We start from the raw sequence: 13,417 nt of genomic DNA on the forward strand, positions 1-13,417 counted from the left end.
ATGATTATAACTAAAAAAGTATTTAAGTAGTCGGATATAAATAATGTTAACTGTCTTAAGTTTTATGAATACCCTCAATCAGCCTGCTGGCAATGATCGCGTAACTTTTACAAAAATTAACACAGTATTGATTACTTTTGTCCGACTACTTAGACATAATTAAAGCGATCTATGTTTTGTTTTGTAAATCGCTTCCAGCTACAATTAGTAGGGTGCGTCAGAGAGCTTCAAATCCTGATGCTGTCGCTCATATCTAGAGCGCCAGTCCAGTAGAATAAATTGACAAAAAGAACGAAATATGTCTTGTGTAGGGGAGAAGCATTTGGGCGACAATTTATTGCACAAAACCCAAGATTTTCTGTCCAAATGCTTCGCCCTGCCGGGGTCTAAAGCCAATTACACATTATGTTGTTTTTGTCAACCTCTTTTAATGGACTGGCGCTCTAGGGTCTGACGCACCCTACAACTAGATTCAAGGGTGACAGTTGCGTAAGTCCTGTTAATCTATTCTAGATTAGTTATTAAACTGATACTTCCTAAATAAATTAATTTCTTTCTTGCTTCCATGCTAACAATCATTGGCTGTGGCAATTTAAATCGATGTGATGATGGTGTAGGTGTAGTAGTCGCCCAACGCTTGCAACGCTACTTAGCAGAAAATCCACGGGATAACGTGCGGGTGTTTGACTGCGGTACTGGTGGGATAGATGTGATGTTCCAAGCCAGGGGTAGCACATCTTTAATTATTATTGATGCTAGTAGTTCTGGTTCTGAACCAGGAGCAGTTTATAAAGTTCCGGGGGAAGTTTTAGAGCAATTACCGGAAGCTAGTTATACTTTACATGATTTTCGTTGGCATCATGCGATCGCAGCTGGACGCAAAATCTTTAAACAAGACTTTCCCAATGAAATAACTGTATATCTTATAGAAGCAGAAAATTTGGGTTTTGGTTGGGAATTGAGTCCCCCCGTTGAGCGGGCTGTAAATATAGTAATAGCAGAAATTTGCAAAACAGCCGAGATGGGTGCAAAATAGATTCTCCGTACTTAGTGGACTAAAATGCTTATTTAATAAGAGATGAAGCCTAAAGCGCCAGTCCAATCAAATAAATTGACAAAAATCACGAAATATGTACTGTGTAGGGGCGAAGCATTTGGGCGACAATCGATCGCGATCGGCAACAATTTTTCTATCCAAATGCTTCGCCCTGCCGAGGTCTCTATCCGCATACATACCTATCATGTTTTGTCAACCTCTTTTACTGGACTGGCGCTCTAATAACTGGTAATACTGCACGGGTTTTGGAATTGTAGGTTGGGTTGAGCGATAGCGAAACCCAACACTAGGTTGGGTTTCCTGGCGTCAACCCAACCTACGAAAACTACTGGCGTCAACCCAACCTACGAAAACCCTAATTTTATGTTTATCCGAGCAGTATTGGAATAAGTGGAGTTGAGACTATCCCACTATTGAGTGCGATAGTCTAAAATCTGATTACCGATATAAAGAAAAAGAAGATAAAAGCAAAAATCTAAGATAAATTGCTCATAAGATTAGGTGCGATCGCCACAATTTTTTCACTTTCATTTATAGTTATTTCGGCCAAACCAAACTGCTGAATTACCCAAGCATTTGTTGTTAAGTGAGTGCTAATTTCCGCTACGCGATATTGACTGGCTGACGAAGCTAAAGCAGCTGGTAACAACAACTGATCCGCCAAGTGAACATCAACAGGTGCGACTTTTTCATGAAAATCTAATAATTCCTCACAAGCCAGTTGAGCTACTTTTTCCGCAGGCAAACCTTGACGCCCCACAGCACTAAAGCCAGCCAAACTATTTTGGTATTCAGCTATGAGAACAATACCCGCTCCTGGTGCAATACCTCGCTCTCTTAGAGGTGTAATATTAGCTTTGAGGTTAGCTTCGTGCAGAATATTCTCAGCTCGATGTGCCATTCTGTCGGGAATGTGAGAGGGAAGTTGCGTTACCACCGCCACACCTCGCACCTGTCGCAAAGCACCGCGTTCGAGTAAATCAATTCCAGTTAAAGTGCGATCGCCGACAAGACGCAATTCTACCTCTCCCCCGCCTTGGGGATACCAACCCCAAGCATTCAGCTTTACCGAAGCCTGCAAACCCATGCGACTGACGATCGGCAAGTAAACTTTTTCTATATAACTAAAGGGAGGACTAAACGGCACTTGAGTTCCTCCCCGCAGCGTCACCAGAGAATCACCTGCTGCTAGCGCCAAAGGTAACAATACTGTTTGCAGAACTAGGGTGAGAGCGCCAGCAGAACCCCCTTCCCGCGCATCCGAGACATCGAAGGTATACTCTCCCGCCTGCACCGGACTGCCGGGAACGAACTCCAGCATTGTCGAACCGAGAGCATCTCCCCGCATTTCTGCTTGACAAATTGCCGCAGCTGCCCTTACAGCAGTCAGGTGTTGAGCTGCCAGTCCGGGTTTTTGGCGTCCCGCCCGAATCTTTTGGATGCGTATCGCTTTGCCGGTAATCGCAGCGAGACTGAGGGAGGTGCGGAGTACTTGTCCGCCGCCTTCGCCATAGGAGCCATCAATCTCAATCATAAGCAATATCGCTAACTTAACGGTTTGGGCTGAGGTGGTCTAACTCTTGCGGCGTCCAAGTAGGGCCATTGCAACGCGGGCCGAAATCTGTCCAGATCAGCTTGTCAATGCACATCCGTCGCGCCTGCATATTTGTATCCCACGCATGGTAGATAATATACTCGGTGAGATCGTCTTTCCCTAACACGATCGAATTGTGGCCTGGGCCCAACACATAACCGGGAACCGATCGCAACACACGCGGCCCCGCTTCATTCCCCGCATCTGAGTAAGAACCCATTACGCTATCTGCTACTCCATAATCGACTCCGTAACTGTCAGTTTCCCAGCGTCCGCCACTATAAAAGCAGTAGTAGCGTCCTTTGTACTTGCGAACGCAGGCACCTTCCAAAGTATGCCAATCGTAGATGCCATCGTACATCGCACGATTGGCTAGGAATCTCTGCCAATCGGAACGAGCGCGTAAAACGACGTTGCCCTCACCTGCTAGCTTTGTCATACTTTCCAGACGAGCGACCATAAGTGCCGTACCAGCGCGAACGCCGCCTTCGGTATCCAGAAAATCGCGAGCATAGAACAGATACCACTGTCCGTCATCATCGCAAAATGGGTGCGGATCGATCGCAAACGCACAAGTCTCTGGGTCTAATAACGGTTCTCCCACATCTTCATATGGCCCCAACGGTTCGGAACTGGTGGCAACACGCAACTGATGCCTTTTATCTTCGTGTCCCACAGAGTAATACAGATAGAACGTGCCATCGCAGTAAGCGACTTCCGGTGCCCAAAAGTTATCACCCAGCGCGGGGTCTGGTCGCAAAAGTGCATTCCCGGCAAACTGCCAATTCACAAGGTCATCGGAACGCAGCAGCGGAAATACTAGGCGTTTGCCAATTTCGTCAACTTGCCCTTCTGCTTCCGCTGGCCCTGTCCCGATCGCATAATACACGCCCTGGTATTTCCAAACAAATGGATCGGCAAAATACCCGTTGTAAACTGGATTGGTGTAAGTTCTCATTATGTACGAACGCTAATATTTAAAATTCACATAAGTTTCGGCCTTATTTTCTGGCAACTCCTCTACCACTTCGCACCGAAGCATCTGCTGTAAATCCTCTGGCAGAGTTTGGTAGTAATTTCGTGGCAGCGTTAAATCTACTTTTGGTGTGTGCAGCCAGTGCATCACATAACCCATTACTACCATCGGTCTTGGCTTTTGGGTTCGGTTAGGTGAACCTCTGTGCATTGCTAAGGGCGATCGAATCGTAACATCACCAGGCTGCATATAAAAAGATTCCATCGGAATCTCACCGGCTCTAATCTTCACCAGCGCCTCCTCACGCGGCATAACATGAGTTCCGCGTGCCATCTGAAACGGGCCATTATCTGCCGTTACTTCAACCAATGGAAAATTAACTGCTAAAGCGTAAAGCGGCGTAACAATTCGATCGGAAAACAACGGACGGAAATCGCGATGGATTTCTTGATAATCCGAACCCTGACAGGGAATATCAGCCGCTAGTTGAACCAACCTGTATTCCTGGAAGAAAACGCGATCGAGAATACCCAAAATCACCGGATTGGCAAACACATCCTGATTGGCAAATGGTTGCACCCAAGGAAATGTTAAATAATAACGAGCTTGTTCGCGGGGAGCTAAGCCACCTGGTTGATTTTGGCGCAGTTGAAATAAAGCATCAAAAGCTTCTGCCCATTGCTCAATCAGGTGTCGATCGAAAAGTCCGCGAATCACGCAAATTCCGTCCCGATTCAGTTCTGCTGCCAATCGATCTAGTTCTGCTGCTGTAAATTTAGCGCTTCCTACTTCTTGAATCATTCTACTACTCTCTTCAATTTCTGCTTTGCTCGACTTTACAGCGAGCGCCGCGAGCTTCGGTAATCCATTAGCTCTATCTCTTCTAAGGGTAGTAGACGCAGAAACATTATTCATCAAGAAATATACCTAAAGTTAGAGCCAATGACATCTGCATCTACGTAGTAAGTAAACCTCTTCCACTCCCCATTCAATCTCTGTCTTTTGAGGATAAGGAAATCAGCCGATCGAGGTAGCAAACTCATCTTTATAAATTGGCATAATATGAGCAGGATAAAGCCATATCGAACTTATATAACTAACATACTTACCAAAGCCATTAAACCTATCTGCTTTGAGCGGATAGGTTTTGTGATTAGCCAAATTTGTGGAGACGTAGGTACTGGTAGAACAAATGGCAAGGGTCACCGGATGCAAGGATTGGCTGGGCCTTGAAGATTAGACATCTCCAAAAATTCTTGTGGGGTAGGCATCCTGCCTGCCTTTAAGATTCTTTTGGAAGAGATGTCTATTGTAGAGACTTTTCATGAAAAGTCTCTACAATATTCGTCAAATTTTTTTGATAATTCTCCTTGAAATGGCAGGCTTGAAACCTTTTTTGCGTTCACCCAAAGAATAATGGCATTTTATTTCATTGCCAATTGCAAATGAAATTTGCTGACCTTGAATCATTATCATTGAGGTTCACAACAAAATTAACCCATCTTTAGCACCCTTGATTACCGCTTCCGTGCGACTGGACACATCCAGCTTGCTAAAAATAGAAGCGATGTGAAATTTTACGGTATGCTCGGAAATGTGCAATCGACGTGCGATCGCTTTATTGCCCTGACCGGAAGCCAACATCCCCAACACCTCAACCTCCCGACTGGTCAGAATTCCCTTCCCATTATCCCGCTCCTTAGCAGTGGCGGGTAATGCCGAAAGCAAAGATTCAATCACATCCGGATGCAGTACATTTAAACCCAAAGCTACTGCCGAAATTGCTCCCACAATCTCATCCCCAGTAGCCTGTAAAGGAAGAATACCCTGCACCCCATTTCGCAACCAATTACGGATTGAAACCTCTTGCCAATCTTCTACCAAAACCACCATTCCAGACACCTGGAATTCACCATCAAAAATCAATTCCTCCCCATCCCATACCAGCAGCACCACATCCGGTTGTAACTGTTCGTTTTTCAAAAGCATTTCGCCATTCGTAACGCTACCCACCACCTCCAAACTCGAATTATTTGCCATTAAAGCCGATAAACCAGCCCGCATAATGGTAGAATTAGCTACCAGCAAAACCCTCGTTATGCCGCTCGTGCTGAGGAGTCTTTGTTCCATAGCACCACATCCAACTGCACAAGCTTATCCCCACGCAGCACATTTAATGGCAGTCCATCACCTTCATAAGAGTTTTCCAAAATGTGAAATAGTTCATTTGGCGAAAGGAAAGCAATACCCCTCACTCCCACCAACACATCTCCCATCATTAGCTGACCGATATCTGCTGGACTGCCGGATTCCACATCGGTAATTAACAATCCGTAACTAGGTTTGCCTTGTAATGGTACGATTACCTCGCGAAGACTCACCCCCAAATAAGGACGTTCGTTACCTCTTTCTAAAAAGCGTTGCACTACATGAGTGGGAATGGCAAACCCTTTCCCCTGTACGATCATCGTATTAATTCCAATTACTTCCCCTTGCACGTTAGCCAAAGGGCCACCAGAATTACCGGGTGCTAATTGTACATCTGTTTGTATCCAATTAGGACGATTGACATTAATGCTAGTGAGATTGTGAATGATTCCCACGGTTACTGCACCCGTCGAGCCGTTTGGATTGCCTACCGCTACTACTAATTCTCCCACTCGCAAGCGATCGCCATTACCAATTTTGGCAGCATTTAAGTTAGAAGCATCTACTTTTAATGCTGCTAAGTCCCGCTGCCGATTTTTCGCGATCGCAGTCGCCGCCAGAATTCGTCCGTCTGATAATTCTACCGATATTTTCGGGTGACTTATGACGTGGGCATTGGTAATAATTATCCCATCGCTATTCCAAATCACGCCCGATCCTATTCCGTTTCTGCGTCCTCGGATTTTGACTGTAGAACGGCGTAGGGATTCGGTTACAGCGTTTAATTCCTCAACTAAGCTGAAACTATTCATTTCTATAACCCCTTTGCGGTCTAACGCCGACGGTGATTGTTAATTCGATCGAATTTCCACCCCGGACAATTTTGGCCTGAATGGGTCGATTAACTCGTTCGGGGCCTAACATGGAATGAACATCGCTGATATCGTTGATGGATGTACCGGAAAGCTCTACTAAAATATCGCCGATTAACACTCCTGCTTTATCTGCTGGTGATGATGCTTCGACGCTAACTACTATTACGCCGCCATTGTCAGGTAAATTAAGCGATTGTTGCAGAACAAGAGGTAGTTGAACTGGTTGCATCCCCAATCCTAGATAACCGTATCTAATGTTGCCAGTTTCTAGCAGTTGGTCAACTATGCGATTCACGATAGTGTTGGGAATGGTGAGTGCAGTATGACGGGGTACTGTGGTATTAATCCCAACTACTTTTCCTTGGGTATCTACTAATGGCCCACCGGAAAAACCTGGGTATAGTATCAGGGAGGGACGAATCGATCGGTCAATGGAAAAACCTCCCCAAGTGCGCCAACTTTCTCCCAAACTACTGATGATGCCCAAACTAGCGCTGATACTATTTTCTTGGCAACGGGCGATCGCTAATACTAGATGACCTACTTTGAGAGTAGTCGCATCTCCCAGATTTGCTGTATTTAGTGCTGTTTCTGGTATTTTCAGTACGGCGAGATCCCTAGTTTCGTCTCTTCCTTCTAAAGTGGCAGAAATGGTTTGCCCTTCTGGTAGGGTAACCCTAATTTCTTCGTCGCGGTTGATGAAGCGATCGGTAGTGACGATAATTCCCGGTCTCCAGTGAACGCCACTCGAAGAGGTGCGTCGCCTACCGTTGATTTGCACGATCGCTTTTGAGGCTTGTTCTACTATATCGGCTAAGTTGCCGGAAAATGCCTCTAATATTTTGCCATTGTTCGATGCAGAATTAGTCATGTGCTTTTTCAAACATGGATGTAAGATGGATTGTTTGGAAACCGATGGTTTCTGGTGCAATCCGACCTATTTCTTTTTAAGATGCTCTATTACCAGCTGCTATGACATCGGATAAATGGGCAGGTACGATCCTAGAAAAATGGCTAGGTAGATGAAAATTCTGCAACACTTTGCTCGATCGAATTAACCAAGCGAGTAATATCGCATCATGAAAAAAGCCATCTTTCTCTGATTTGAACTCAGCGCGATACTATCTTTCGGGATTGCGATCGCCACAGCATAAACATAATAAATGTAGCGATCGCCAACATAGCAGCAGCAATTTTGAAGGTGGACTGCACCCCGAACACAAGGGCATCCGGGGGCGCATTCGTTACCTTCGCGGCGGAAGATTGCATGAAAACTATCGCCGCAAAAATCGCTCCTAATAGGGGAACGCCCGTAGTTTGACCTAGTGTGCGAGTCAGAGACAGCAAACCAGAGGCAATACCGAGCCGTTCTGGTGGCACAGAACCCAAAATAGCGCTGTTATTGGGGGATTGGAACATTCCCAAACCAATGCCAAAAGGCGCAACGCGCACTATGTAATCGATATCCGTCATCTGAGCGTTGAAGGTACTGATACTCAAGCATCCCATCACCATCAACGCCAAACCGATCGAGCTAATCATCCGGGTGCCAAAACGGTCTGATAAGTTGCCCGAAAAGGGAGCGACAATTCCTCCTAGTACAGGAGATACAGCCAGCAACAATCCAACGTGCGGAGTGGGATAGTGCAATACCAGTTCCAGAAAGAAAGGAATAATGAAAATGGTGCCGGCAATCACAATAAATACAAGAATTCCGGTCAGCAAACTGAGGCTAAACTGACGGTTGTGGAACAGAGACAAATCTACTAAAGGGGAAGTACTCCGGGATTCCTGCCACAGAAAGATTACCAGACCGAAGATGGCGATCGCCAACAACCCCAGCGTCATCGGATTGGCAAAACCTGCATCCTGTCCGTGCGTCATACCCAAAGCAAAGGCAGTCAGGGCGATCGTCATTACCACCATCCCAAACCAATCAAACCGTTGTCGAGTAGCTTGATACTGACTTGGCGGTACACTACGGGCAACAACAAAACTGGCAAAAATACCAATCGGAACATTCACCAAAAAAATCATCCGCCAGTCAGACAGCCCAATTAGCAGTCCACCCACTGTTGGGCCTAGAGCGATGCCTAATGATACGATCGCGCCAATAATACCCAATGCCCGTCCCCGCTCAGAACTGGGAAATGCTTCCGTCACCAACGCCGCTCCCAATGCCGAAATCATCACTGCTCCCATACCCTGAAGTGCGCGGAAGCCAATCAGCCAGCCTACTCCAGGAGATAATCCACACAGTAGCGAACTGATGGTAAACACAATCAACCCGCCCAGGTAAAGGCGTTTCTTGCCGATCGTATCTCCCAGTCGCGCTGCCCCTAACACCAGTGCCGTAACTACTAGCAGGTAGCTCAATACTACCCATTGAATAGTAGCAAAGGTGGTTTGAAATACCTCGACTAAGGTTGGTAGGGCAATATTCACAATACTGGTGTCCAGGGTGAACATTAAAACGCCCAAACCAACACCTAACATGACCCACCATTTGGCTGAGGTTGGCTGAGGCGAGGAGGAAAAATCAGGAGGTGGATTAGAACTCATATGTTGGATTTTGCTGATAATAGTTAGAGTTGAAATGTTACTATAGTTAAGAGTATCCGCTCAATCGCACAAAACGCTCTGGCTGTGGAGTTAACTATCCACCTGAGCCGTAAGAAAGTGTTACTCAATCGGGAAATTAACTTAGCTCAAAATCTTTCAGTGTAAGAATATGATTGCCCCAAAATTTAACAAAATCAATTTAATTTTATTGAGCGTAAGCAGTTTGGTGATTTTGTTGGGAATATCCGCTAACTTGATTCCAGGTGGATCTTCATTGTCTCCAAAAACCCTGGCTCAAAATGTTCGAGATGGGGAAGCATTAGAACAACAAAAAGCGGCTCAAGTTATTCGCCACTATTATGACGCGATTAACCGCAAAGACTACAGAAGCGCTTATGCAGATTGGGCAGGAGAAGGCTCTGCTAGCGGAAAATCCTTTGAGCAGTTCAGCAGAGGTTTTGCAAATACTGCATCAGTTAAGGTAAACATTGGAAAACCGGATAGTATAAATGGAGCAGTAGGCTCTTTATATGTGACAATTCCTGTGACTCTTACTGCTACAAACGTTAATGGCACAACTCAACGCTTCACAGGTATCTATACTCTCAAACGGATTAATGATGTTCCTGGCTCGACTCCAGAGCAACGGAGGTGGCATCTCTACTCAGCCAGAATTATTCTGGTTAATTGACTAGCAATTTTAGATTTTAGATTTGGGATTTTGGATTAAAAGAATTTTTGGATTCATGCCCCACTCCTTGTGGGCGGAACAAATCTAAAATCACAAATCTAAAATCTCCAAGCTGCGTCAAGAAAGTGGGCGCAATCAATCCAAAATTGTTTGACTTTTAGGATTTTCGAGTCATACCAAATCCGGGATCGAACCCCCCTTTATCCCTAAGAAGGGTGAAGCATTGCGGGAGAAAGACTTAATCGTCAGATGAATTTTTTGTGACATCGAACTCAGGTTAACAAGGATAAGAAGGGACTGGCGAACATAGCAGCTTGAGTGCGATCGCGCAAATTTAACTGACTCAAAATACTGGTAATATGATTTTTGACAGTTCGTTCTGAAATATACAGCACTTCGCCAATCTCTCGATTACTCGCGCCTTTGACGATCGAACACAATACCTCACGTTCTCTAGGCGTAAGTCCCGCCAGTTCTGGGGGAAGGCGAGTAGGCTGAGTTGGAATTGAGGGAAGTGGGGAAGCGATCGCTTTTTCCATCAATCCTGGCCCCATTTGTGTGTAACCTTTATGAATGGCTCGAATTGCCGCTGCTAAATCATCAGAATGAGTGTCTTTTAGTAAATACCCTTTAGCACCCAATCGCATCGCTTGCGAAACGTAATCATCATCATCAAAAGTCGTCAAAACTAACACTTTAGTCGAGTTAAATTGCTGACAAATTACGCGAGTGGCAGCAACACCATCCATAATAGGTATTCTCACATCCATTAAAACCACATCCGGCTGCAAAGCTGACGCTTGCGCGATCGCTTGTTGTCCATTTTCCGCTTCTCCCACCACTTCCAAATCCTGTTTGACCCAACGAATCGTGAATTTCGCGAGCAATCCGATTTCGCTCTTGTAGCGTTGCCCTAAGAGTCAACCCATAAGTTATCGCCGTATTTAGTCTATCTAGTAGGAAAGTTAAAGAATTATTGCAATTCCAGAGAAGACCTGGCCCAACAGACCTGGCCCAGTCAACAGCTGCCACAGCAAACCCTCCAGATTCTGCCACTCCTATCTGGGAGTGGCATTGCATACTTTCCCTGGCAAATTTGTATGTTATGTAACAATTTGTGTTTTTCCAATCTATTATGCAATTAATGGCGCTACTGTATAAGAGTACACAAAACGCGGGAGGGAGTTGTGAGTCAAAGAGTCACCATTGCGGTGACTGAATCACTGTTTGCCCGACTTCAGCCCGTCAAGCATCAATTTAATATTTCCGCTATTTGCCAGGAGGCTTTAAAAATGGCTATTACTTACGAAGAACTCAAAGTCCAACTTACCGAACAAGAAAATTGGGTAGAACGCCTTCAGACGGAAAAGAAAGTTCTCCTCAACAAAGTCCGCCAAGAAGGGTTTGAACTAGGTATTCGTTCCAGTGCCAAGTTATCGTATAAAGATTTCCGCCATTTTGAACGAGTCCAGCCGCTGGCGGTTGCCCTCAATGAAGATGTGCTGGACTACCTCTGGACTTTCCTGAATCTGAAAGACTATCCAGAGCAAGCTCGTTTGAACGATGCTGACTTTGCCTACTTACTGCAAGTCGATCCCCAAAGTCGGATTAGCTTTGCTCAAGGATGGATCGATGGAGTGTTATCCGTTTGGCAAACTATTAAGACTCAAGTAGACAACGTTCAGTAGCCGAACTCAGATGAGCCAAAGCGGTTTGACTAATTTTGCAATTATTTGATGGCGGTAGCCAGATAAAAAACGCCATTGACTCGAAAGCACAACTCGATGCCAGAAAGCTGGAGGATGGAGCGTCGTTCCCACAACTTGGTTGCATCCTCAATAGTTTGACACTGCACCATTAAACATCCCGGATGGAAGCGCAGGGATAGGGAGTGGGCGGGAATGCCAGACTGTTGAATCCAGGACAAGAGGGAGTAGTCGGCAGCAGTTAAGTCAAACATAAGTTAGAGAGTCGGAAGAAGGGATAAGAGTTATTAACTCCTAAAACTTTCAAGAGAACTGTGTCTTTTGTAACTTTATGCAGATATAGGCATAAAGAGATTGATAAATTTCAAATTTCCCTGACCGATGGAACGATCGAGGCGTTATAGCGGCAAAGCGACTCGATCGAATACATTTTCCGTAGGGGCTTGTAAACCTCACGCTCGATCTGAACAAGCAGATCGCATACCAAAAGGTGAGAGAAACGATAGAGGATTGCTCAGATTGGCAGCAAAACCAAGGATGGCGCGATCGCGATGCTCGTAGAGTAATTCCCCCTGTTCGTTAAACAAGAAAGTTGCTCCCCGTTGAGTTAGATAGGCAGGATTGGGAACATAAGTTTTCCAGTTACTCAACACTTCTGCCATATTCCGCAATCGCAAAGTCGCCAACTCAAACGGACGCTGGAAGCCTTTCCCACCCGCCCACCGGAAGAATGAACCTTTCAGTGGCGGAAGAGGGGGAGCCTGAACAATTTCTTCATCGCCAATTAACTGAGGCGCTCTTGCATCGCCTTTATATCCTCTCCATACTTCTGCCAAAGTACCGGGGCTACCAACTCCGGCACACATCAGCATGAGGTTTAGCCCAGCATTGACACCTGCCGATAAACCGGGTACTTTGAGCGATAGACCTGGATACAGGTTGAGTTTTTCGTGCAGTTGGGCGGTGGGATCTACAAACAAACACTCTGCCGGAAATCCTGTATAACTACAGAATCGCTGACCGGAAGTGCGATCGCCAATACCCACCGCTCGCAGGGCAATCTCTTGTGCTTGAAGTTTGTCCGCATCCCGCCGCAACCACCAAGCATATTCAAGGCTGTCGAAATCTCCCAATTGTGGCAATAGCAGTACGAGTTGTCGAGGTGAGGACTCGCAACCGCTCAATATCGGTAAAACTGCTCCATCACTCACCCGTTGGCACTTGGTTTGGCTCAAGATGGTATATATATTCATCGCCTACCTGTCTGCTGAAGATTGCATTTTCACAGATTATGCCAAGGGTGGTAGGCCAGTCCAGAATCATTACATCGTCACGTCAGGGCCTCTGGAACTTATCTATGGTAAGGCTAAGAATTTTCTATGGAAGTTTAACTTCTATTTAGGTGAGAAGGTGAATATTAATTCTCATTATAACGTACATTAAAAAATATTGAAGAACTGAATCATCTCCCAGTTTGGAATCTTTGAAGCCGGGAGGCAGATCTTAGCTTGGGTCTGCCTAATTTAGGCTATGGCTGATTCCACTCTCGACGGCAAAAGCTTTGCCTTGCAACTGCTTAATAGTTCCAAGTCGGTAAAAACTGATTAATCATTCATTCACCATTGATGTCAATTACCAACCTGATTCGTTTTAACAACCTGCGGGGCGACATCTTCGGGGGTGTCACTGCCGCCATCGTATCTTTACCGAAATTAATGGGTCTAAAGCCTCCCCCTTCCAGGGGGACTTTTCTTGATTCGTGCTAGAATAATTTATGTCAGGCACAACAACGTAAAATGCTGGTATTT

The 13,417-nt window shown here is 45.5% G+C and carries 15 protein-coding genes and 2 pseudogenes; 4 read left to right on the forward strand and 13 right to left on the reverse strand.

Features of this window, described 5'->3' with window-relative positions:
• Window positions 1–565 precede the first annotated feature (565 nt).
• On the forward strand, window positions 566–1,036 hold the full coding sequence (locus tag H6G03_RS21435) for a hydrogenase maturation protease (RefSeq protein ID WP_190468098.1): 471 nt from the start codon (window positions 566–568) through the stop codon (window positions 1,034–1,036).
• A gap of 32 nt (window positions 1,037–1,068) precedes the next feature.
• On the opposite strand, the gene H6G03_RS21440 is transcribed toward H6G03_RS21435, so the two are convergent.
• The 9 genes from H6G03_RS21440 to H6G03_RS21480 all read right to left on the reverse strand — a co-directional run bounded on the left by H6G03_RS21440 (window position 1,069) and on the right by H6G03_RS21480 (window position 9,212).
• The gene (locus H6G03_RS21440; protein ID WP_190468100.1) at window positions 1,069–1,230 is read right to left on the reverse strand and encodes a hypothetical protein; all 162 of its coding nucleotides are present in this window, start codon (window positions 1,228–1,230) and stop codon (window positions 1,069–1,071) included.
• 302 nt (window positions 1,231–1,532) lie between these two features.
• Complete coding sequence (rtcA, locus tag H6G03_RS21445; RefSeq protein ID WP_190468102.1) at window positions 1,533–2,591, reverse strand: RNA 3'-terminal phosphate cyclase; 1,059 nt, start codon at window positions 2,589–2,591, stop codon at window positions 1,533–1,535.
• Between the two features lie 16 nt (window positions 2,592–2,607).
• Entirely contained in the window at window positions 2,608–3,609 is a 1,002-nt protein-coding gene (locus tag H6G03_RS21450; RefSeq protein ID WP_190468105.1) for a glycoside hydrolase family 43 protein, read from the reverse strand.
• Between the two features lie 12 nt (window positions 3,610–3,621).
• On the reverse strand, window positions 3,622–4,428 hold the full coding sequence (locus tag H6G03_RS21455) for a phytanoyl-CoA dioxygenase family protein (protein WP_190468107.1): 807 nt from the start codon (window positions 4,426–4,428) through the stop codon (window positions 3,622–3,624).
• 216 nt (window positions 4,429–4,644) lie between these two features.
• On the reverse strand, window positions 4,645–4,833 hold the full coding sequence (locus H6G03_RS21460; RefSeq protein ID WP_190468110.1) for a hypothetical protein: 189 nt from the start codon (window positions 4,831–4,833) through the stop codon (window positions 4,645–4,647).
• Window positions 4,834–5,109: 276 nt separating this feature from the next.
• Window positions 5,110–5,757 (reverse strand): response regulator transcription factor, encoded by a 648-nt coding sequence (locus tag H6G03_RS21465; protein ID WP_199315403.1) that lies wholly within the window; start codon window positions 5,755–5,757, stop codon window positions 5,110–5,112.
• Entirely contained in the window at window positions 5,724–6,587 is an 864-nt protein-coding gene (locus H6G03_RS21470; RefSeq protein WP_190468113.1) for a S1C family serine protease, read from the reverse strand. Before H6G03_RS21470 ends, H6G03_RS21465 begins: the two co-directional genes overlap by 34 nt.
• Window positions 6,580–7,521 carry a S1C family serine protease gene (locus H6G03_RS21475; RefSeq protein ID WP_190468116.1) on the reverse strand — a complete coding sequence of 314 codons (942 nt, stop codon included), beginning with the start codon at window positions 7,519–7,521 and terminating at the stop codon, window positions 6,580–6,582. Before H6G03_RS21475 ends, H6G03_RS21470 begins: the two co-directional genes overlap by 8 nt.
• Window positions 7,522–7,760: 239 nt before the next feature.
• On the reverse strand, window positions 7,761–9,212 hold the full coding sequence (locus H6G03_RS21480) for a DHA2 family efflux MFS transporter permease subunit (protein WP_242057130.1): 1,452 nt from the start codon (window positions 9,210–9,212) through the stop codon (window positions 7,761–7,763).
• Window positions 9,213–9,381: 169 nt separating this feature from the next.
• Here H6G03_RS21480 and H6G03_RS21485 point away from each other — a divergent pair, with 169 nt between their 5' ends.
• The gene (locus tag H6G03_RS21485; protein WP_190468118.1) at window positions 9,382–9,903 is read left to right on the forward strand and encodes a Cif family virulence factor; all 522 of its coding nucleotides are present in this window, start codon (window positions 9,382–9,384) and stop codon (window positions 9,901–9,903) included.
• A gap of 272 nt (window positions 9,904–10,175) precedes the next feature.
• Here the strand turns inward: H6G03_RS21485 and H6G03_RS21490 are convergent, their stop codons facing one another.
• Window positions 10,176–10,790 (reverse strand): response regulator, encoded by a 615-nt coding sequence (locus H6G03_RS21490; protein ID WP_199315404.1) that lies wholly within the window; start codon window positions 10,788–10,790, stop codon window positions 10,176–10,178.
• Window positions 10,777–10,983 (reverse strand): annotated as a pseudogene (locus H6G03_RS39555) (hypothetical protein); the annotation flags it as partial. The pseudogene H6G03_RS39555 and the gene H6G03_RS21490, both read right to left, overlap by 14 nt.
• A 107-nt stretch (window positions 10,984–11,090) precedes the next feature.
• On the opposite strand from H6G03_RS39555, the gene H6G03_RS21495 reads away from it, so the two are divergent.
• The gene (locus H6G03_RS21495) at window positions 11,091–11,591 is read left to right on the forward strand and encodes a hypothetical protein (RefSeq protein WP_190468122.1); all 501 of its coding nucleotides are present in this window, start codon (window positions 11,091–11,093) and stop codon (window positions 11,589–11,591) included.
• A 41-nt stretch (window positions 11,592–11,632) separates the two neighbouring features.
• Here the strand turns inward: H6G03_RS21495 and H6G03_RS21500 are convergent, their stop codons facing one another.
• Both H6G03_RS21500 and H6G03_RS21505 read right to left on the reverse strand, forming a co-directional pair.
• A complete protein-coding gene (locus H6G03_RS21500) occupies window positions 11,633–11,863 on the reverse strand; it encodes a hypothetical protein (protein ID WP_190468127.1) in 231 nt (76 codons plus the stop codon).
• A 198-nt stretch (window positions 11,864–12,061) separates the two neighbouring features.
• Window positions 12,062–12,862 (reverse strand): peroxiredoxin-like family protein, encoded by an 801-nt coding sequence (locus tag H6G03_RS21505; RefSeq protein WP_190468130.1) that lies wholly within the window; start codon window positions 12,860–12,862, stop codon window positions 12,062–12,064.
• A gap of 372 nt (window positions 12,863–13,234) precedes the next feature.
• On the opposite strand from H6G03_RS21505, the pseudogene H6G03_RS39835 reads away from it, so the two are divergent.
• Window positions 13,235–13,318, forward strand: a pseudogene (locus H6G03_RS39835) (sulfate permease); the annotation flags it as partial.
• Window positions 13,319–13,417 lie beyond the last annotated feature (99 nt).

It is taken from the genome of Aerosakkonema funiforme FACHB-1375 (assembly GCF_014696265.1).
Lineage (GTDB): Bacteria > Cyanobacteriota > Cyanobacteriia > Cyanobacteriales > Aerosakkonemataceae > Aerosakkonema > Aerosakkonema funiforme_A.